The organism is Kitasatospora sp. NPDC090308, assembly GCF_044769485.1.
GTDB lineage: Bacteria > Actinomycetota > Actinomycetes > Streptomycetales > Streptomycetaceae > Kitasatospora > Kitasatospora fiedleri.
Window position 1 is genome coordinate 887,105 of the sequence record NZ_JBIVXY010000001.1, and the last position, 19,733, is coordinate 906,837.

The following is a 19,733-nucleotide window of genomic DNA, read 5'->3' on the forward strand; positions in this document are numbered from 1 at the left end:
ACCGGTCTCCTGGGTCGATCAGCGGACTGAGACGGGAAGTGTATACGAGGAGTCGAATATTCATGCAACACTTCGATGGCCGACGCGTGACCGGGCCAGGAGAACGCACGGACCGCGCAGGAACCGCGCAGGGACCGCGTACGGACTGCACACGGACGGACACGGACGGGGCCCCCGAGGGTGCTCCCGTCCGTGTGCCGCACCGGCCCCGCACCGCTCGGGCGCATCCCTGCCGCTCGGGTCCGTCCGTGCCGTCCGGGTGTCAGAGCCGGGGGTCGACCGGCTCGGACTCCAGGGCCAGCACCGCGAACACCGCCTCGTGCACCCGCCACAGCGGCTCGCCGGCCGCCAGCCGGTCCAGCGACTCCAGGCCGAGCGCGTGCTCGCGCAGGGCGAGCGAGCGCTTGTGGCCGAGCGAGCGCTGGCGCAGCCGGTCCAGGTGCCGGGTGTAGTCCGGGCCGTAGATGATCCGCAGGTACTCCCGGCCGCGGACCTTCAACCCGGGCTGGACCAGCCGCCCGGAGCCGTCCCGGTGCAGCGGGTCGACCGGCTTGACCACCATGCCCTCGCCACCGGCGCCGGTCAGCTCCTCCCACCAGGCGACGGCGGCGGCGACCGAGGACTCGTCCCCGGTGTCGACCAGCAGCCGCCCGGTGCGGTGCAGCACCGGCTGCGCGGCGGCCAGGTCAGCGGCCGTCCGGTCGGCTTCCACCAGCCGGTCGATCAGGGCGAGGTGCTCGGTGTGCGGGCGCAGGGCCAGGTTGGCGCCCTCGGCGGCGAGCAGCTGGAACGGGGCCAGCCGGATGCCGTCGAGGCCCTCGGTGGGCCAGCAGTAGCGCCGGTACGCCTCGGTGAAGGCCAGGGCGTCGGCGGCGCGCTCCTGCTGGCGGTCCGCCAGCTCCGCCACGTCCAGCCCGCGGTCGGCGGCCCGGGCGAGGGCGTCGAGCGCGGCGGGCAGCGCGGCTCCGGCGGCCGCGCCGACGGCGGCGTACTGGCGGCGCAGCAGCTCGACCGCCTTGAGCGACCAGGGCAGCAGCTCGGCGTCCAGCAGCAGCCAGCCGGTGTCGAGTTCGTCGAACAGGCCGGCGTCCTCGGCGGCGGCCCGGAGCCGGTCGAGGATCGCGCCGGTGAGCCGCTCGTCGCTGAGGAAGGCGCGGCCGGTCCTGGTCCAGATCGCGCCCGGGCCGGGCAGGCCGAAGCGCTTCTCCAGGGCGGCGGCGTCCCGGGCGACCAGGACGACGGCCCGCGAGCCCATGTGCTTCTCCTCGCAGACCACCTGCCGCACCCCGTCGTGCCGGTAGGCGAAGAACGCCTCCTCGGGGTGCTCCAGCAGGCCCTCGCGCCGGGAGGTCGGCGAGGGGGCCATGGTGGGCGGCAGGTAGGCGAGCAGGCGCGGGTCGAGCGCGAAACGGCTCATCACCTCCAGCGCGGCGGCGGCGTTCTCCTCCCGGACGGCGACGTTGCCGAACCGAGCGGTCTCCACCACCCGGCGGCCGGCCACGTCCGCCAGGTCGAGCGGGCGGCCCTCCCGGCCGCCGGGCGCGTCGGTGTGCATCGGGCGGACCGGCTCGTACCACTCCTGCTCGGCCGGGACGGCGACGATCTCCCGCTCCGGGTAGCGCAGCGCGGTCAGGCTGCCGCCGAACACGCAGCCGGTGTCCAGGCAGATGGTGTTGTTGAGGAAGCTCGCCACCGGCACCGGGGTGTGGCCGTAGACCACCAGGGCGCGGCCGCGGTACTCCTCGGCCCACGGGTAGCGCACCGGCAGGCCGTACTCGTCGGTCTCGCCGGTGGTGTCGCCGTACAGCGCGTGCGAGCGGACCCGGCCGGAGGCGCGGCCGTGGTACTTCTCCGGCAGACCGGCGTGGCAGACCACCAGCGCGCCGCCGTCCAGCAGGTAGTGGCTGACCAGGCCGCGCATGAACTCCCGCACCCGGGACCGGAACTCGTCGCTCTCGGCGGACAGCTGGTCGATCGACTCCTGGAGGCCGTGCGAGACGGTGACCTTGCGGCCGCCCATCCAGCGGCCGAGCTTGTTCTCGTGGTTGCCGGGGACGCAGAGGGCGTGGCCGGCCTCGACCATGCCCATCACCAGGCGCAGCACGCCCGGGGTGTCCGGGCCGCGGTCGACCAGGTCGCCGACGAAGACCGCGGTGCGGCCCTCGGGGTGCGCGGCGTCCACGGCGCGGCCCCGCTCGTCGCGGGTGAGCGTGTAGCCGAGCCGCTCCAGCAGCGTCTCCAGCTCGGAGCGGCAGCCGTGGATGTCGCCGACGATGTCGAACGGACCGGTCAGGTGCCGCAGGTCGTTGTACCGCTTCTCCGGGACGATCTCGGCGCGCTCGACCTCCTCGGCCCCGCGCAGCACGTGCACCTTGCGGAAGCCCTCGCGCTCCAGCCCGCGCAGCGAGCGGCGCAGCTCGCGCTGGTGGCGGGGGATCACGTGGGCCGGCAGCTGCCGGTCCGGCCTGGCCCGGTTGCGCTCGGCGCACACCTCGGCCGGGACGTCCAGCACGATCGCGATCGGCAGCACGTGGTGCTCCCGGGCGAGGGCGACCAGCTGGCGGCGGGCCTCCTGCTGGACGTTGGTGGCGTCGACCACGGTGAGCCGGCCCGCGGCGAGCCGCTTGCCGACGATGTAGTGCAGCACGTCGAAGGCGTCGGCGGAGGCGGACTGGTCGTTCTCGTCGTCGGCGACCAGCCCGCGGCAGAAGTCGGAGGAGACCACCTCGGTGGGCTTGAAGTGCTTGCGGGCGAAGCTGGACTTGCCGGAGCCGGTGCTGCCGATCAGCACCACCAGCGAGACGTCGGTGACGGGCAGTCGGCGGCCTGCCCGGGCGGGGGTCGTCTCCGGGGTTTCGGTGGTCATCGGTGGGCGCTCCCTTCCGGGGCGGAGTCGTACGACGGGGTGCCGGCGGCGCCGGTCGCGGTGGTGTCGGCGGTGTGGTGGGTGGTGCGGGTGGTGCCGGTCGCGGTGGTGCTGTCGGCCGGGTCGGGTTCGACGATGCGGAAGTGCGCGAGCTGGGTGGGCGCGCCGACCTCGGGGTCGACCGGGCCGACCGGCTCCAGCTCGACGCGGTAGCCGTAAGCGGCGGAGACCTGCTCCGTCCAGGCCGCGAACTCGGCGCGGCTCCACTCGAAGCGGTGGTCGTCGTGCCGCCGGTGCCCGGCGGGCAGGCTCTCCCAGCGGGCGTTGTACTCGACGTTCGGGGTGGTGACCACGACCGAGGCGGGCCGGGCCGCACCGAACACGGCGTACTCCAGCGCGGGCAGCCGGGGCAGGTCGAGGTGCTCGATGACCTCGCACAGCACCGCCGCGTCGTAGCCCTTCAGCCGGGCGTCGGTGTACGTCAGCGCGCCCTGGACCAGCCTGACCCGGCGGGCCTGCCGCTCCGGCAGCCGGTCCAGGCGGAGCCGGCGGGCGGCGATCGACAGCGCGCGGGAGGACACGTCCACGCCGAGCACCTCGGTCACCCGCGGCTCCTTGAGCAGCGCGCCCACCAGCTCGCCCTGCCCGCAGCCCAGGTCGAGCACCCGGGCCGCGCCGGTGCGGGCCAGCGCCGCCAGGATCGCCGTCCGCCGCTGCACGGCGAGCGGCCCCCCGCGCTCCCGGCCGCCCGCCGCGTCACCGGCGCGCTCGGCGTCGGTGGCGGTGGCGGTGGCCGAAACCCGGCCGGTCAGGCCGGTCAGGTCGGTCAGGTCGGTCGATCCGGTGACGTCCACCTCCTCAGCGGCCTCCGTGGTGTCCGGGGTGTCCGGCACGTCCGGAACGGCGTTGTCGATCTCCTCGGCCTCGCGGTCGTCGGCCTCGGCCAGGCGGGCCAGGGCCAGGCGTTCCATGGCGATCTTGGTCAGCGACCAGCGGCGGGCCAGGTAACGACGGATGATCAGGGCCCGTTCGGGGTGCTCGGCCAGCCAGCCCTGACCGGCCGCGAGCAGTTTGTCGACCTCGTCGGGGGCGACCCAGTAGTGCTTGGCCCCGTCGAGCACCGGCAGCAGCACGTAGAGGTGCTGCAACGCGTCGGCGAGCCGCAGGGTGCCGGTCAGTTCGAGCCGCACGTAGCGGGAGTCGCCCCACTCCGGGAAGGACTCGTCCAGCGGGACGGACCGCACGTCGACCTGCCAGCCCAGCGGGGCGAACAGCCGCTCCACCAGCGCGGGGCCCTCGCCGCCGGCCACCGGGACGGCGGGCAGGGCGATCCGCAGCGGCATCGCCCGGCCGGGCAGTTCGGGCCGGTGGGCGCACTCCCCCTTCATCGCGGACCGGTAGACCGTGCGCAGCGCCACCGCGAGCAGCGAGGAGGCAGCGTACGGGCGGTCGTTGACGTACTGGGCGAGCGCGAGGTCGGGCGAGCCGGACCGGCCCTGGCCGCGCCCCTGGCGGAGCAGCGCCGTGGGGTCCACCTCCAGCAGCAGCGCGGCGGTGCACACCTGCTCCCCGGCCTCGGGGTAGAAGACGTGCGCCGTGCCGTGCGTGGTGGTGAACCGCTGCACCTTGTCGGGGTGCTTGTGCAGCAGGAAGCCAAGGTCGGAGGCGGGGTTCTCGGCGGTGCCGGTGGTGGAGATGGATACGAACACCCGACCGAGTATGACCTGCGGGTCTGTGCGGGAGCACCAGGTTTTGTCCGTCCGGTGAGCGTGTTGGTCAGCCCTCGGCCTGATTCGTTACGGTGCGGGATGTGACTGCTGAAACCTCCACCCCCGCAAGTGGCGCGGTGGCCGCCGGCCTCGCGACCATCGCCGCCGACGGCACCGTGCTCGACACCTGGTTCCCGGCGCCCGAGCTGGCCGCCGCCCCCGGCCCGTCCGGCACCGTCCGACTGAGCGCCGAGGAGGCCGAACTGGCCCTCGGCCCGGGCGCCGCCGAGGCGCTCCGCACCGACGCCCGGCGCGGCGTCGAGGTGGTGGCGGTGCGCACCACGATCTCCTCCCTGGAGGAGAAGCCGCTGGACGCGTACGACGTCTACCTGCGGCTGCACCTGCTCTCCTCCCGCCTGGTGAAGCCGCACGGCCAGAACCTGGACGGCATCTTCGGCCTGCTGGCCAACGTCGCCTGGACCTCGATCGGCCCGACCCCGGTCGCCAACGTGGAGCAGGCCCGGCTGGCGGTGCGCGCCCAGGGCGGGCAGCTCGCCCTGTACGGCATCGACAAGTTCCCGCGGATGACCGACTACGTCGCGCCGTCCGGCGTCCGGATCGCCCACGCCGACCGGGTGCGCCTGGGCGCGCACCTGGCCGAGGGCACCACGGTGATGCACGAGGGCTTCGTCAACTTCAACGCGGGCACCCTGGGCACCTCGATGGTCGAGGGCCGGATCAGCGCCGGCGTGGTGGTCGGCGACCACAGCGACATCGGCGGCGGCTCCTCGATCATGGGCACCCTGTCCGGTGGCGGCAAGCAGGTCGTCTCGGTGGGCGAGCGCTGCCTGCTGGGCGCCAACGCGGGCATCGGCATCTCGCTGGGCAACGACTGCGTGGTCGAGGCCGGTCTGTACGTGACGGCCGGCACCCGGGTCACCGCGCCGGACGGCTCGGTGGCCAAGGCGGTGGAGCTGTCCGGCCAGGACAACCTGCTGTTCCGCCGCAACTCGCAGTCCGGCGCGGTCGAGGTGATCGCCCGCTCCGGCTCGTGGGGCGGTCTGAACACGGATCTGCACGCGCACAACTGACCTCCTGTCAGGTGGTTTCCGCCGGGCGGCCGGACCGCTGCTCCCAGCAGCCCGGTCGCCCGGCCCGTCCTGCGGACCCGGTGCGCCCGGTGCGCCCGGTGAGCCCGGTGAGCCGGCGGACGCCGTGGCCCGGCGCCGTAGCCGAGCGGGGGCGGGCCCCGCAAACCCGGCTCACTCCTGCGGCTGACCGGGACCGCCGGTTGGACCTCAACGGGTGGTCCGGGGTGACCGCGCGCGGCGGGGGCTCGTTGGACCGGCGGTGCCGACACCCGGCGCTTCACACCGCACCACCGAGCTGAAGGGGCCCCCTCATGTCCGAGCCCTGGACCGACCCGCCCACCGCGGACACCACCGCGGACACCGCCGCGGACGGCGTGCCCGCCACCCCGAAGTCGCTGTTGGAGCAGATGCAGGAACTGCTCGCCTCGATCAACACCGACCTGGCCGGATTCGACTCCGACCTGCGTTCCTCCCCCGTCCGCCGCGCGCAGGACACCCCGCCGGACGACTCGCCCCGCACCTGAGCGCCGCCCGCCACCGGGACCGGCGGGCCCAGCGGGATCACGAGCCTGGGCTCCTCCCGCCGGGCCCCGCCCGGGGCTCCCGGGTCGGCCGGCTCCGCCCACTCCCCTTCTCGCGACTCCTGCGACTCCCACGCCTCCGGCTCCCGGCGCCCCGGCTGCCCCGGCTCGTCGTCGGGGGCCCGCGCGTCCGTCGAACTCCGCTGCTCGCGCAGGAGTTCGGCCACCAGGTCGCGGCATTCGGAACCGGCGTCCAGCCCGTCGATGCAGCTCCAGTACAGGCTCTCGGTCTCCGCCCCGCAGGCGAGCACCACCAGGCTCTCGCTCATCTCCGCCAGCAGCAGGGCGAGTTCGGCCAGCACCGGCTCCAGCTCACCGAGCGCGCTGAACCGCTCGACCAGCGTCGGCCCGGACCACTCCGGGTACACGCCGACCGGGCCGCCGGGCAGGTCGTCCAGGCCGGGTTCGGGCGGTTGGCGCAGGCAGCTCGCGGTGTGCGCGCCGGCCTCGCAGAGCAGCTGCCCGAGGGTGGCGAACGACTCCCCGTCGTGGTCGGCGATCCGGGCCCCCACCGCCTCGGTGAGCAGCCCGGACTGCCAGGCCTCGTGCAGGATGTCGCCGGTCGTCCGGGCCTCGGCCAGGGCGTGCCGGACGGTCTTGATCAGTCGCAGCGCCTCCATGGTGCGCTCCCCTCGTCCACCGCCGCCGTCCTTCGGCGGTCGGTCACGGGGATCAGCGTGCCGCCGGTCGCGGGATGCTCCCAGCGGGTTCGGCGCACCTGTGGAAAACCCGGCCCTGTGGACAACCCGGGTCCCCTGCCCGGGTGAATTCCGGATGATTTCCGGGCCCGCCGGGAATCCGGCTAAGGCACGGGGAACCGGCTCTCGTTGCGTTCGATCTTCTCCGCCAGCGCCCGCAGCGGGTCCACCTCCAGCACGGTGCACAGCTGCAGCAGGTAGGCCAGCACGTCGGCCACCTCGTCGCGGACCCGGTGCGCCGACTCCGCGTCCGCCATCACGTCGGCGGCCTGCTCGGGCGTCAACCACTGGAAGACCTCCAGCAGTTCGCCCGCCTCGACGGTCAGCGCCGAGGCCAGGTTCTTCGGGGTGTGGTACTGCTGCCAGTCCCGGGCGGCCGCGAACTCGGCCAGCCGCCGCTGCAGTTCGGGCACCGTCAGCCCGGCCGCCCCTCCGCCGGCCCCCGTTCCGCCCGCCACCGTCCCGGGTACCACCGTCCCACCCGCCGTCGTCCCGGACACCGCCGTCTCCGCGTCCGGCCTCGCCGGTTCTGCTTCGTCGCTCATTCCCCCAGGTCTACCACCACGCCCTCGCCACGCGCCGCGCCCTGCACCGGCACCCGGGCAGCGGGTTCGGCGCGGCGCAGCAGGCTGTGGCCGGTGGCCGGATCGCGTCGGCACTCGACCAGTTCGACGCCGTCCAGGCCGAGCGCCGGGCCGGGGTCCTGGAGGGTGGCGAGCAGCCGGATGTCGCCCTTGCCGGTGACCTCGCGGGCCAGCCGGAGCAGGGCGGTGATCTGGTCGGCCGCCAGACCCGCGCCCATGTCCTCGGCGAGCAGCACCAACTGCCGGTGCGCGTCCGGTACTTCGATGGCGGGGTCGACGTCCAGCACGGCCGCGCCGGTGAGCAGGACGGCGGCGAAGGCGAGCAGTCGCAGCATGCCGTCGGCGGCCTGGTCGGCGCCGGTGCGGCCGAGCACGCCCTCGTCGAAGACGGCGATCAGCCGCTGCCGTTCGGCCTCGCCGCGGCGGGCGACGCCGAGGCCGAGCAGCGGGTGCGGGGCGGCGGCCTGGACGGCGCGCAGCAGGCGGGCCCAGCGGCGCGGGCACTCGTGCTCCAGCCGGTGGAGCACGGCGGAGATGTTGGCGGCGGTGCCGCGCAGCCGGGCCTGGGGTTCGGGCCGTCCCCAGCCGCGCATCGCGGCCGGCACGGGGTGCAGCGCGAACATCTCGCGCAGTGCGGTGAGCAGTTGCTCGGCGGCGGCCAGCACCTTGCGCTCGCCCTTGGAGGACCCGGCGACCCGCAGCGGGAGTTGGGCGGTGATCAGGCTGTCGCTGGGCAGCGGGGCGCGGATGTCGCCCTGCCGGGAGTCGTTGTGCCAGGTGACGTTGACCCGGCCGCGGGCGAGGTCCTGCTCGCCGGTCGACATCAGGGGGTGGCCGTCCAGGGTGAGGCGTTCGCGGGCGATCCGGACCCGCTCGTCGGTGCGCACGACCACTTCGAGCCGGACCGCCCCGACGCCGGAGCGCACGGTGCAGCCCAGGATGATCGCGTTGCGCCCGTGCGGCACGCAGCCGACCAGCCCGCCGCGCACCGGGGCGGCGAGCGGGCCGCGCGGGCCGCCGACGCCGTCCAGCGAGGGCCTGATCTCCTCCCCGAGGGCGAGCCGGGAGAGCACGGTCAGGGCGTCCAGCGCGTTGGACTTGCCCGCTCCGGACGGCCCGTGCAGCGCGGTCAGCGGCGACAGCGGCAGGACGGCCCGCCGGTAGGACTTGAAGGAGGTCAGCCGCAGTTCCTCGATGGTGGGGCGCTTCACCGTCGGAACGGGTGCCTGCCGCACCTCGCGGGTGGCGGCCGGGGGTGGGGCCAAGGGGGCTTCGCTGGTCACCCGGAGCACTTTAAGTCCGCCCTGAGGTGCAGAAACGTCGCTCCTGACGCCCTTTCACCCCTTCGAGTCCCCCGTCGGCCCCGCCGGCCCCGCCGCCGCGCCCGGTGTCACTCGTACGCGGTGACCAGCACCGATCCGGTGACCTCGACCGGTTCGGGCAGCGCCGCCAGCGCGGCGGCCAGCGCGGCCCGGTCGGTGTGCCAGGCGCTCGGGCCCATCCCGACCACGGCGGCGGCGTCCGTCCGGGACAGCCACAGCGCGAACTCCACCTCGGTGCGCTCCACCGGCGTGAACCACGGGCCGAGCTTCTCGCCGATCCGCCGGTCCTTGTCCTCGTCCACCGACAGCAGGCCCAGCGCGCCCACCAGTTCGCGCAGGTGGCGGGAGGTCGGGGCGGCCACCAGCAGCCGGCCGCCGGGGCGCAGCACCCGCCGCATCTCGGGCCCGTTGCGCGGCGCGAACACGTTCAGCAGCACGTCCGCGGCGCCGTCCCGCAGCGGCAGCGGGCGCCAGGCGTCGCACACCACCGCGCCGATCCGCGGGTGCGCCTTCGCGGCGCGCCGCAGCGCGTACTTGGACAGGTCGAGCGCCGCGCCGACCGCGTCCGGCCGGGCCTCCAGCACCCGGGCCAGGTAGTGGCCGGTGCCCGCGCCGAGGTCCGCGACCAGTCCGCCGAGCGCCGGGACGCCGGTCGCGGCCCGGGCCAGCGCCCGCTCCAGCGGCGCGTAGTGGCCGGCCGCCAGGAAGTCGCCGCGGGCCGCGACCATCTCGGCGGTGTCGGCGGTGCCGGCCTTGGCGTCCCCCGCCAGCAGGCTCACGTAGCCCTGCCGGGCCTGGTCGAAGCTGTGGCCGTCCGCGCAGCGCAGGGTGCGGCCGTCCAGGGCCAGCGGGCGGGCGCAGTGCGGGCAGACCAGGTAGGGCTCGATGTCCTGCAGCAACTCGCTCGCATCCTCGCGGAGGTCGTCTCCTCGCGGAGATCGTCGGCGGCCCTGGCGGGAGCCGTCGGAAGGGGGCCGAGGACCGTCAGGGGCCGGGGGAACGTCGAGGGTATCCCGCCCGCGGGCGCCTCGTCGCTCTCCCGGCCCCTGACGCCCCGCCCGTACGGCGCGGTGCCTCACTCCTCGCCGTCGTCGCCGACCTCTTCCTCCTCCGACTCGTCGACCACCCACATCGCCAACCGCTCCGCGACGCCGGTGATGCCGAGCTTGCCCTCCCGGATCGCCCGGGCCAGGCTGCGCACCTCCCGCGCGGTGGTCGCCACCCGGCAGCCGCTGGCCACCAGGTACGCGTAGGCGACGGCGGTGGCGAACAGCTCGTTGTTGCGCTCCAGCGCGGGGACCCGGATCAGCTGGTGCATCAGCGCCGCCGCCCGGTCCTGCGGCTCGGGGTAGACCGCGATGTCGAAGACCTCGGCCTGGTGCCTGGTGATCGCCGCGAGCAGCGATCCGTAGTCGGTGACCTGCGGGTCACCGGGCGTGTACTGCTCGGCCGTCATGAGCAGCCACGAGAGGTCGACCTCAAGTTTCAACGGCGCACGTCCTGGAGCTCGCTGGGCGAGCCGAACTCGGCGAGGAACACCGCCTCGTGCTCCTTCATGAACTGCGCCGCGGCGTCCACGAAGTTGCGTCCGGCCTCGCCCATGTCCTGCTGCACCAGCCGTTCGATGTACTGGTTCATGCTGATCCCCTGCTGCTCCGCCCGTTCGCGGGCCATCTCGGCGGTGGTCGCGTCCACCCTGACGTTCAGCTGCTTCTTGGCCATCCTTCAAAGCTAGCGCCGACGTGCTAGCACAACAAGGGCGCAAACCGGCCGCTCCCCGCTCCCCCACCATGTCCGCCCACGCCCCCGCGAAAACCGGCCACCCGTCCCGATCCGCCGACACCCGCACGACACCCGCACGGCGCCCGCGGCGTGCTACTCGGCGGGCTTCAGCACCCGGACGACCTCGTTCAGGAAGCGGTCGACGACGGTGTCCACGCTGCGGATGAACCCGGTCTCCTCCGCGCCGCGCCTGGTCCCCATGCCGACGGGCAGGGTGAGCCGGAACGCCCGGATCTCCGCGCCGTCCGCGGGGACCAGCAGGCCGGGTTCGACCCGCAGGGCCCGCAGCAGCTCGCACGGCCCGGGCCCGCCGTCCGTGGTGAGCGCCTCGATCCGCAGCTCGGCGGGGGCGTCCGCGAGCCGGCGCAGCAGCCACTGGACCCGGGTGAGCGCCCGGGAGCGCTCGGCGGCCGCCACCTCGACGGTGGTCTCGATCCGGCCGGTGCGCAGGTCCGCCTCCAGCACGATCGGCCCGGGCAGGCCGGGCACCGCCAGCTCGGAGCGCATCCGGCCGCCGACGGCCAGCTCGTCCACCGCCTGGGCCCGGCGGACGGCCGGTTCGGTGCGCCGCTTGCCGCGCAGCACCGGGGAGACCGGGACGCCCAGCTCGCCGCCCAGGCGCAGGCACAGCTGCCGGGTGAGCCGCTCCCAGTTCTCGACCACCCGCAGCGCGTTGCGGTCCCCGGGCCGCAGGGTGCCCTCGGAGATCGCGTTGCGGACCGTCACCCAGGCCGGGCCCATGTTCTGGAAGCCGTGGCAGCCGGAGTTCTCGTGCCGGAGGTAGTGCAGGAACTCGTTCAGCAGCCAGGCGTGCGCGGGGTTGACCACGCCGTCGTGGTGGCACAGCAGGTGGGCCTCGTGCGCCACTTCGGCCCAGGACAGGTGCCGCAGCGCGACCTTGCGGGCCCGGCGCCGGTCGACCGTCACCGGGGGTTCGCCGTCCAGGGCGAGGTCGTTGGAGAGCGTGATGACCGTCTCGTAGCCGTGCCGGTGGGCGACGTCGAGGTACGCCTGCACCTGCTCGGACTTGAGCGGGCTGCCCCCGGTCTTGGTCTCCACCAGGGCGGTCCAGATCTTCCCGGCCCGGCTGACCCGGACCGTGCCGTCGGGGCGGACGGTGCCGTCGCCGTGCTTGAAGCTGGTCTCGGTGAAGGTCTGGACGGTGCCCGCGGGGGCGTTGAACATGGCGGTGATCCGGCGCCCGAACTCCGGCACCTCGGCCATCACCGCCAGCAGGGTGGCGGTGGCCCGGTTCTCCCGGTCCAGCTCGTTCTTCAGCCCGGCCACCGAGAACAGCCGGGCCTGCCTCCAGGACGGGTGGTCGGCGAGGTCGACCTTCGCGGCCTTCGGCAGGGTGACCCGCTTCTTGGCGGTGCGCACCGCCCGCTTCGGCGCGGCCGGCGGCTCGACGGCCGGAACGGGCGCCGCACCCGCCGCGTCCACCGCACCCGTCCCCACGGCCGCAGCTCCCGCGGCCTCGGCCTTCGCGGCCCGCCCGGCGGCCCCGGCCCCGCCTCCGCTCTCGTCCTCGTTCTCGTTCTCGTCCTGGTCGACGCTGATGCCGAAGTCCCCGGCGAGACCGCCGAGTCCGGACCGGTAGCCCTGGCCGACCGCGCGGAACTTCCACGCGCCGCCGCGCCGGTAGAGCTCGCCGAAGACGAACGCGGTCTCCTCCCCGGCGTCCGGGATGTCGAAGGCGGCCAGGGCGTCCCCGCCGCCGTCCAGCACGGCCAGCCGGAGCTCGGCGAGTTCGCCGAAGGTGGCACCGGCGTGGCGGCTGGCCGCCAGGACCACCTGGTGCACCTCGGCGGGCAGGGCCGCGAGGTCGATCAGGATCCGGTCCTGGGTGCCGCTGCCGGTCGGCACCTTTCCGAGCAACTGCACCGAGCCGTCGGGGGTGGTGGGGCAGTTGTAGAAGAGGAAGTCCGCGTCCTGGCGCACCTTTCCGTCCGCGCCCAGCAGCAGCACCGACACGTCGGCGTCGCCCGCCCCGGTCGGATCGGTCCAGCTCAGCGCGACCGTGACCGGCCCCGGTTCGTCCCCCTCGGCGAACAGTTCGGCGTTGGCGCCCTTGGTCAACTGGTGCACGGCTTCCCCTCCTGAGCACGGCGAACGACGTGTGCGCAGCGTCACCATGCCCACACGTTTCGAGGATGGTACTCCTTCCGGATCTTCACGCCATCCCCTCGAACGGAGCCGTCCCCGGGACCGCCCCGCGGGCAACACCCGGGCGTCCCGCACCGCCCCCGTCCGCCCCCGGGAACGCCGCACGGGCGCGGGAAGGGATCCCGCGCCCGTGCTCCGTGCTGCGTGCTCCGGACCGCCGTCAGCCGGTCGGCTCCAGGATCGCGACGCACTCGAAGTGCTGGGTCATCGGGAACAGGTCGAACGCCCGCAGCGAGACCGGGCGGTAGCCGCCCTCGCGGAAGAAGGCGAGGTCGCGGGCGAGGGCGGCGGGGTCGCAGGCGACGTAGGCGATCCGGCGGGCCTCCAGGGAGCTGAGGTGGGCGACGGTGTCGCGGCCGGCGCCGGCCCGCGGGGGGTCGAGGACGATCAGGTCGGTGGAGGTGATGCCGGTGCGGGGCAGCAGGGTCTCGACCTTGTCGCACTCGATCCGGACGTTCTCCAGCGCGGCCAGGTTGTGCCGGGCGTCGGCGACCGCCTGCTTGCCGGACTCGATGCCGAGCACCGCGCCGTCCTCGCCGACCCGCTCGGCGAGCGCGCCCGCGAACAGGCCGACGCCGCAGTACAGGTCGAGCGCGCTCTCGCCCCACTGCGGGTCGAGCCCGGTGAGGACGGCGTCGACCAGGGTGTCGGGGGCCTCGGGGTGGATCTGCCAGAAGCCGCCGTTGGAGACCCGCCAGGTGCGCCCGGCGGCGCGCTCGCGGACGAAGGCGCGGCCGTGGACGCGGTGGAACAGCTCCTGCTCGTCGATCCGGGCGATGGACGTCTCGCGGTCCAGCTCGACCAGCGGCAGCTGCTCGCCGGGCCGCGGCCGCAGGATCACCTGCCGGTCCGAGGAGCCGGAGGCGGCGACCGCCTCGACCGAGGCCACCCCGGTCCAGTCCCGCGACTCGACGCCGAGCTCGGTGACGCCGGGCGCGGCGATCAGGCAGCGGTCGATCGGCTGGACGTCGTGCGAGCGGTGCTTGCGCAGGCCGATCACGCCCTCCTCGTCGACCGCGTACTGCACCCGGGTGCGCCAGGCCGGGACCTCGCCGGGCGGGAGCTTGCCGCCGACCGGCTCGACCGAGCCGTCCCAGCGGGCCTCCTCGGGGGTGAGGCCGGCCAGCTTGGCGAGCTGCTCGGTGAGGACGGCGGCCTTGAGCTTGCGCTGCCCGCCGGGGGTGACGTGCTGCCAGTCGCAGCCGCCGCACCGGCCGGGGCCGGAGAACGGGCAGGGCGCCTCGATCCGGTCCTTGGCGGCCTCCAGCACCTCCACCGCGTCGGCCCGCAGGAAGCGCGAGGTGGTGGTGCCGTCGGTGACCTGCGCGACCACCCGCTCGCCGGGCAACGCGTGCCGGACGAACAGCACCCGCCCCTCGTGCCGGGCCACGCAGTGCCCGCCGTGCGCGACCGGCCCGACCTCGACCTCGTAGCGCTCGCCGACCAGCGGGTCCCCGGAGGGCTGCCGCGGCACCGGCTGGGCGGGCCGCAGCACCTTGGGCGGGCGCACCGCTCCGGGCTTGCGCCCCTGCCGGGCGGGCTTCCGCCCGCCGCCGCCCTCGCCCTTCGGCGCCCGGTCCTTCGGTGCCTGACCCTTCGGCGCACGGTCCTCGGCCGCGCCCTTCGGCGCCCGGTCCTTCGGCTCGCGCTCCTTGGGCGCCCGGTCCTTCGGTGCCTCGCCCGGCACCGGCGGCAGGCTGCGGGCGGTGTTGCCCTCCCGGTCGGTGGCCTCGGGCCGGGCGGGCCGGCTGCTCCAGCGCGGGTGCGCGACCTGCCCCGGCTTGGCGCCGGACGTGCGGCCGGGCCGGCCTTGGCGACCGGAGGAGCGGGGCGGGTTGTTGCGGGTCACGGGGGTCGCTTCCTTACGGGAGACAGCGGTGCGGGGACGGATCACGAACGGGGTGGGGCGGCTGGGACGCGGGCACGGACGGAGAAGCGGACGGACGCACGGACGGGGCGCGGCGCCGTGCGGCGAGCACGGCGGCCCGCGACGGACCGGGAACGGTCCGCCACGGGCCCATTGAAGGCCATCGGGAGGCCGGACGGGCCGCGCGGGCGCTCAGTCGCGCGGCGCGGCGTCCGACCCGCCCGGGCCCTCGCCGGCCGCACCGGCGCCCGGCTCGGCGGGCGGGGCCGGCCGCCGGCGCGGCTCGCCGCGGCGCACCGCGCCGGGCGCGGACCACGCCTTGGGCGCCTTGCGTCGCTCCGAGGACTCCAACTGCCAGGGTACGGAGGTCACCATCACACCGGGCTTGAACAGCAGCCGCCCCTTGAGCCGCAGCGCGCTCTGGTTGTGCAGCAGGTGCTCGTACCAGTGGCCGACCACGTACTCGGGGATGTAGACCGCGACCACGTCGCGCGGGCTGGAGCGGCGCAGGTTCTTGACGTACTCCAGCACCGGCCCGGTGATCTCGCGGTACGGCGAGTCGAGGACCTTCAGCGGCACGTCGAGGCCGCGCTCGTCCCACTCCTCGCGCAGCGCCGCGGTGTCCACCGGGTCGACGTTGACGGTGACGGCCTCCAGGGTCTGGGCCCGGGCCAGGCGGGCGTAGGCGAGGGCGCGCAGCGCGGGCTTGTGCAGCTTGGAGACCAGCACGATGGCGTGCACCCGGGTCGGCGGCGCGGCGTCGTCGGGCTCCTCGGCGGCCTTGAGCTCGGCGCTGACCCGGTCGTAGTGGCGGCGGATCGCCTTCATCACGACGAACAGCACGACCATCGCGGCGATGGCGATCCAGGCGTGGCTGATCTTGGTGGCGAGCACCACGATCAGCACGGCCATGGTCATCACCAGGCCGAAGGTGTTGATCGCCCGGCTGCGCTGCATGTGGGCGCGCTTCTTCGGGTCGGTCTCGGTGCGCAGCAGCCTGGTCCAGTGCCGGATCATGCCGGACTGGCTCATGTTGAACGCCACGAACACGCCGACGATGTACAGCTGGATCAGCCGGTTCGGGTTGGCGCCGAACGCCACGATGAACAGGATCGCCGCGCCGGCCAGCAGCACGATGCCGTTGGAGAACGCCAGCCGGTCGCCGCGGGTGTGCAGCTGCCGGGGCAGGTAGCGGTCCTGGGCGAGGATCGAGCCGAGCACCGGGAAGCCGTTGAACGCGGTGTTCGCGGCCAGCACCAGGATCAGGCCGGTGGTCGCCGCGACGAAGTAGAAGCCGGGCGTGAAGTTGGAGAACACCGCCTCGGAGATCTGCGCGAGCACGGTCTTCTGGTGGTAGTCCGCCGGCGCGCCGACCAGCTGCTCCGCCGGGTTCTCGGCCATCTGCGTGCCGGTCAGGTGGGCCAGGTAGATGATGCCCATGAACATCGTCACGGCGATGCTGGCCATCATCAGCAGCGTGGTCGCCGCGTTCTTGCTCTTCGGCTTGCGGAACGCCGGCACGCCGTTGGAGATCGCCTCCACGCCGGTCAGCGCCGCACAGCCCGAGGAGAACGCCTTCAGCAGCAGGAACACCATGGCGAACCCGGCCAGCGACCCGTTCCCGGGCGTCGCCTCCAGGTGGTACGCGGAGCTCTCCGCGGGCAGCGCGGAGCCGAACCCGAAGTGCCTGACCAGGCCGTAGACCACCATGCCCAGCACGCCGACCATGAACGCGTACGTCGGGACGGCGAACGCCGAACCCGACTCGCGCACGCCGCGCAGGTTCATGCCCATCAGCACGATGACCAGGAAGATCGACAGCGCCATCTCGTGCCCGCGCAGCGCGGGCACCGCCGAGACCACGTTGGCCACGCCCGAGGTGGTCGACACCGCCACGGTGAGGATGTAGTCGACCATCAGTGCGCTCGCCACCACCAGGCCGGAGTTCGGCCCGTGGTTGACGGTGGCGACCTCGTAGTCGCCGCCGCCGCTGGGGTAGGCGTGCACGTTCTGCCGGTACGAGGCGACCACCGTGAGCATCACGATGGCGACCACGACGCCGATCTGCCAGGAGAAGTGGATCGCCGAGGCGCCGGCCAGCGACAGCGTCAGCAGGATCTCCTCCGGCGCGTAGGCGACGGAGGAGAGCGCGTCCGAGGCGAACACCGGCAGGGCGAGCCGCTTGGGGAGCAGCGTCTCCCCCAGCTTGTCGCTGCGCAGCGCACGCCCGATCAGGATGCGTTTCGGTAGGTCAGCAGGCATAGGCACAGCAAGGAATCGTAAGGGCTCCGGCTGGCACCCGATGCCGCGCGGGGCCACCTTGCTCGCGACTGTGTTCGGCGGACCGGCTAGCGTGTCGACAGAAGGGTTTGCGGGCAACACCGGGTTGCCCCCTCGCGTCGGATCCCAGGCGCGGCCGACAAGTGGCTCCCCCAATCGGGGGCACGGAAGGACGATGAGCGGTGTTTACGCAGGTCATGACCCCAACGGACCGGGTGAGGTAGGCGCGTGCACATCGTCATCATGGGCTGCGGACGCGTGGGCTCCGCCCTCGCCAGAGCGCTCGAGAAACAGGGCCACTCGATCGCGATCATCGACCAGGACCCGACCGCCTTCCGTCGGCTCGGCGCGGGCTTCAACGGCCGCCGGGTCACCGGCGTCGGCTTCGACCAGGACACCCTGAAGGAGGCCGGCATCGAGGAGGCGGGCGCCTTCGCCGCCGTCTCCAGCGGTGACAACTCGAACATCATCGCGGCCCGGGTGGCCCGCGAGAACTTCGGCGTCGAGCACGTCGCGGCCCGCATCTACGACCCGCGCCGCGCCGAGGTCTACCAGCGCCTGGGCATCCCGACCGTCGCCACCGTGCGCTGGACCGCCGACCAGATGCTGCGCCGGCTGCTGCCCAGCGGCGCCGAGCCGGTCTGGCAGGACCCGTCGGGCTCCGTGCAGCTCGCCGAGGTCGCGTTCACCCCGGACTGGATCGGCCACCGGCTCGCCGACCTGGAGGCCGCCGCCGGCGTCCGGGTGGCGTTCGTCACCCGGGTCGGCGAGGGCGTGCTGCCCACCCCGCAGATGGTGGTGCAGGAGGGCGACCTGATCCACGTGATGCTGCGCCGCAACGAACTGACCGCGGTCGAGGCGGCGTTCGCCAAGGGCCCCGAGGAGGCTGGTCACTGATGCGCGTCGCCATCGCCGGAGCCGGAGCCGTCGGCCGTTCGATCGCCGGGGAGCTGCTGGAGAACGGCCACGAGGTCCTGCTGATCGACAAGAACCCGAACTCCATCTCGGTGGAGCGCGTCCCGCTCGCCGAGTGGCTGCTCGCCGACGCCTGCGAGATCACCTCGCTGGACGAGGCCGCGCTGCAGCGCTGCCACGTGGTGATCGCCGCCACCGGTGACGACAAGGTCAACCTGGTGGTGTCGCTGCTCGCCAAGACCGAGTACGGCGTGCCGCGGGTGGTCGCCCGGGTGAACAACCCGCGGAACGAGTGGCTGTACAACGAGTCCTGGGGCGTGGACGTCGCGGTCTCCACCCCGCGCCTGATGTCGGCGCTGGTCGAGGAGGCGGTGAGCGTCGGCGACCTGGTCCGCCTGATGCGCTTCTCCCAGGGCAACGCCAACCTGGTCGAGCTGACCCTGGCCGCCGACACCGAACTGGTCGGCACCCGGGTCGGCGACGTGGCCTGGCCGGTGGACACCGCGCTGGTCACCATCATCCGCGAGGGCCGGGTGCTGGTGCCCGGCGGCAGCGACACCCTGGAGGCCGGTGACGAGCTGCTGTTCGTCGCCGCCCAGGAGCGCGAGGAGGAGCTGGAGACGCTGCTGGCCGGCTGACCCGCTCCCGTGACGACGGAGGGCCCCGCGCGGTGCGCGGGGCCCTCCGGTCACTCCTCCGGCTCTTCCTCGTCCGGCTCCGCCTTGATCGGCGGCGGCGCGGTCAGCAGGATCCGCCAGGTCACGTACATCGCCAGCAGCAGCGGCGGGATGCCGAGCGCGACCTTCAGCCAGCCCAGCAGGTTGATGTTGTGGGCCAAGTACAGCGGGAACAGGACCACCGGCTTCAGGCCCATGATCAGCACCCAGGCCCAGGTCGCCTTGGTGTAGGCGGCCAGCCGGCCCGGGTTCTGCTTGCGCCAGGTGAACATCTCGCCGGTGATCGGGCCGAGCATCAGTCCGATCATCGGCCAGCGCACCAGCGCGGAGACCGCCAGCGCCAGGCAGTAGCCGACGTTCCACAGCAGGCCCGGCAGGTAGAAGTCCTCGGCCTTGCCGGTCTTCATCGAGATCCAGGCGCCGATCGCCACGCCGAACACGCCGGAGAAGGCGTGCTGGATGGTCTCCCGGCGGGCCAGCCGGACCACCACGAACACCGCGCACAGCGCGAGCGCCGACCAGGCGGCCACCGGCACCTTGTGGGTGATGTTGAACGCGACGATGTACACCAGGCCCGGCAGCGTCATGTCGACCATGCCGCGGATGCCGCCGAACGCCTTGAGCACCGTCTCGGCGGCCTCCTTGGAGGCGTCGCGCTCCGGCTCGGCACCGGCCGGCCCGGGACCGTCCGGCTGCCCGTACCCGCCGGCCGGGCTGTACCCGCCGGGCCGCTCCTCGTCCTGCGGACCGTGCGCGGTCACCCTGGTCGCCTCATTGCTCACGCGGACTCGTTCCCGTGTCCCACCGGACGCAGCTCGTAGCGGGGATTGAAGAGCACGCGGCGCCCGCGTGCGTGGCTGATCCGGCCGCTGGCGATCAGGCGGCGGCCCGGCTCTATGCCCACGATCGAGCGGCGGCCCAGCCACACCACGTCCAGCGCCTCCGTGCCGTCGAACAGCTCGGCCTCCAGCGCGGGCACTCCCGCGCGGGGGCGGAGCGTGACGGTGCGCAGGGTGCCGGCGACGGTGACGACCTCGCGGTCACCGCAGGCGGCGATCGGGGTGCAGCCCGCCTCCGCGGTGTCCTGCCGCAGCTCCTCGGCCTCCAGCTCCTCGGAGGAGGAGGTCAACCGGCTCAGCATGCGGCGGAAACGGCCTTGCGGCTGGTCGCCGATGTTGTCACCACTCATGCCGGA

General features: G+C 74.0%; 16 protein-coding genes. 3 read left to right on the plus strand and 13 right to left on the minus strand.

The window, feature by feature from the left end:
• Positions 1–262: 262 nt before the first annotated feature.
• Together ACIQVD_RS03840 and ACIQVD_RS03845 are read right to left on the minus strand one after the other, a co-directional pair.
• Entirely contained in the window at positions 263–2,866 is a 2,604-nt protein-coding gene (locus ACIQVD_RS03840; RefSeq protein ID WP_400686435.1) for a polynucleotide kinase-phosphatase, read from the minus strand.
• The gene (locus ACIQVD_RS03845; RefSeq protein ID WP_402285785.1) at positions 2,863–4,575 is read right to left on the minus strand and encodes a 3' terminal RNA ribose 2'-O-methyltransferase Hen1; all 1,713 of its coding nucleotides are present in this window, start codon (positions 4,573–4,575) and stop codon (positions 2,863–2,865) included. Before ACIQVD_RS03845 ends, ACIQVD_RS03840 begins: the two co-directional genes overlap by 4 nt.
• 101 nt (positions 4,576–4,676) lie before the next feature.
• On the opposite strand from ACIQVD_RS03845, the gene dapD reads away from it, so the two are divergent.
• Entirely contained in the window at positions 4,677–5,666 is a 990-nt protein-coding gene (gene dapD, locus ACIQVD_RS03850; protein WP_402285788.1) for a 2,3,4,5-tetrahydropyridine-2,6-dicarboxylate N-succinyltransferase, read from the plus strand.
• Positions 5,667–5,943: 277 nt separating this feature from the next.
• On the opposite strand, the gene ACIQVD_RS03855 is transcribed toward dapD, so the two are convergent.
• The 9 genes from ACIQVD_RS03855 to ACIQVD_RS03895 all read right to left on the minus strand — a co-directional run bounded on the left by ACIQVD_RS03855 (position 5,944) and on the right by ACIQVD_RS03895 (position 16,928).
• On the minus strand, positions 5,944–6,867 hold the full coding sequence (locus tag ACIQVD_RS03855; protein WP_402285791.1) for a DUF6099 family protein: 924 nt from the start codon (positions 6,865–6,867) through the stop codon (positions 5,944–5,946).
• Between the two features lie 182 nt (positions 6,868–7,049).
• A complete protein-coding gene (locus ACIQVD_RS03860) occupies positions 7,050–7,358 on the minus strand; it encodes a nucleotide pyrophosphohydrolase (protein WP_400687005.1) in 309 nt (102 codons plus the stop codon).
• A gap of 128 nt (positions 7,359–7,486) precedes the next feature.
• Positions 7,487–8,812: an AAA family ATPase gene (locus tag ACIQVD_RS03865; RefSeq protein WP_402285793.1), complete on the minus strand. Its 1,326-nt coding sequence runs from the start codon at positions 8,810–8,812 to the stop codon at positions 7,487–7,489.
• A gap of 107 nt (positions 8,813–8,919) precedes the next feature.
• Entirely contained in the window at positions 8,920–9,750 is an 831-nt protein-coding gene (locus tag ACIQVD_RS03870; RefSeq protein ID WP_402285795.1) for a putative RNA methyltransferase, read from the minus strand.
• Positions 9,751–9,926: 176 nt separating this feature from the next.
• Positions 9,927–10,340 carry a hypothetical protein gene (locus tag ACIQVD_RS03875; RefSeq protein ID WP_030458279.1) on the minus strand — a complete coding sequence of 138 codons (414 nt, stop codon included), beginning with the start codon at positions 10,338–10,340 and terminating at the stop codon, positions 9,927–9,929.
• Positions 10,337–10,573, minus strand: coding sequence for a toxin-antitoxin system HicB family antitoxin (locus ACIQVD_RS03880; RefSeq protein WP_014135783.1), 237 nt, complete (start codon positions 10,571–10,573; stop codon positions 10,337–10,339). The genes ACIQVD_RS03875 and ACIQVD_RS03880 overlap by 4 nt, the downstream gene beginning before the upstream one ends.
• Before the next feature lie 153 nt (positions 10,574–10,726).
• Positions 10,727–12,721 (minus strand): TerD family protein, encoded by a 1,995-nt coding sequence (locus tag ACIQVD_RS03885; RefSeq protein WP_402285799.1) that lies wholly within the window; start codon positions 12,719–12,721, stop codon positions 10,727–10,729.
• 238 nt (positions 12,722–12,959) lie between these two features.
• Positions 12,960–14,291 (minus strand): class I SAM-dependent RNA methyltransferase, encoded by a 1,332-nt coding sequence (locus ACIQVD_RS03890; protein ID WP_400687003.1) that lies wholly within the window; start codon positions 14,289–14,291, stop codon positions 12,960–12,962.
• 567 nt (positions 14,292–14,858) lie between these two features.
• Positions 14,859–16,928, minus strand: coding sequence for an APC family permease (locus ACIQVD_RS03895; protein WP_402285801.1), 2,070 nt, complete (start codon positions 16,926–16,928; stop codon positions 14,859–14,861).
• A 246-nt stretch (positions 16,929–17,174) separates the two neighbouring features.
• On the opposite strand from ACIQVD_RS03895, the gene ACIQVD_RS03900 reads away from it, so the two are divergent.
• Together ACIQVD_RS03900 and ACIQVD_RS03905 are read left to right on the plus strand one after the other, a co-directional pair.
• Positions 17,175–17,843: a TrkA family potassium uptake protein gene (locus ACIQVD_RS03900; protein ID WP_100836169.1), complete on the plus strand. Its 669-nt coding sequence runs from the start codon at positions 17,175–17,177 to the stop codon at positions 17,841–17,843.
• A complete protein-coding gene (locus ACIQVD_RS03905; RefSeq protein ID WP_100836170.1) occupies positions 17,843–18,499 on the plus strand; it encodes a TrkA family potassium uptake protein in 657 nt (218 codons plus the stop codon). The genes ACIQVD_RS03900 and ACIQVD_RS03905 overlap by 1 nt, the downstream gene beginning before the upstream one ends.
• A 50-nt stretch (positions 18,500–18,549) precedes the next feature.
• On the opposite strand, the gene ACIQVD_RS03910 is transcribed toward ACIQVD_RS03905, so the two are convergent.
• Together ACIQVD_RS03910 and ACIQVD_RS03915 are read right to left on the minus strand one after the other, a co-directional pair.
• Entirely contained in the window at positions 18,550–19,320 is a 771-nt protein-coding gene (locus tag ACIQVD_RS03910) for a DUF3159 domain-containing protein (protein WP_402285805.1), read from the minus strand.
• Positions 19,317–19,727, minus strand: a complete 411-nt coding sequence (locus tag ACIQVD_RS03915; protein WP_100836172.1) for an OB-fold nucleic acid binding domain-containing protein — start codon at positions 19,725–19,727, stop codon at positions 19,317–19,319. The genes ACIQVD_RS03910 and ACIQVD_RS03915 overlap by 4 nt, the downstream gene beginning before the upstream one ends.
• Positions 19,728–19,733 lie beyond the last annotated feature (6 nt).

What these genes read in the sequence shown, in the direction of transcription:
- ACIQVD_RS03840 (WP_400686435.1), bottom strand. Translation starts at nt 2,866, where the DNA reads ATGACCACCGAAACCCCGGAGACGACCCCCGCCCGGGCAGGCCGCCGA.
- ACIQVD_RS03855 (WP_402285791.1), bottom strand. Translation starts at nt 6,867, where the DNA reads ATGGAGGCGCTGCGACTGATCAAGACCGTCCGGCACGCCCTGGCCGAG.
- ACIQVD_RS03880 (WP_014135783.1), bottom strand. Translation starts at nt 10,573, where the DNA reads ATGGCCAAGAAGCAGCTGAACGTCAGGGTGGACGCGACCACCGCCGAG.
- ACIQVD_RS03895 (WP_402285801.1), bottom strand. Translation starts at nt 16,928, where the DNA reads ATGCCTGCTGACCTACCGAAACGCATCCTGATCGGGCGTGCGCTGCGC.
- ACIQVD_RS03905 (WP_100836170.1), top strand. Translation starts at nt 17,843, where the DNA reads ATGCGCGTCGCCATCGCCGGAGCCGGAGCCGTCGGCCGTTCGATCGCC.
- ACIQVD_RS03915 (WP_100836172.1), bottom strand. Translation starts at nt 19,727, where the DNA reads ATGAGTGGTGACAACATCGGCGACCAGCCGCAAGGCCGTTTCCGCCGC.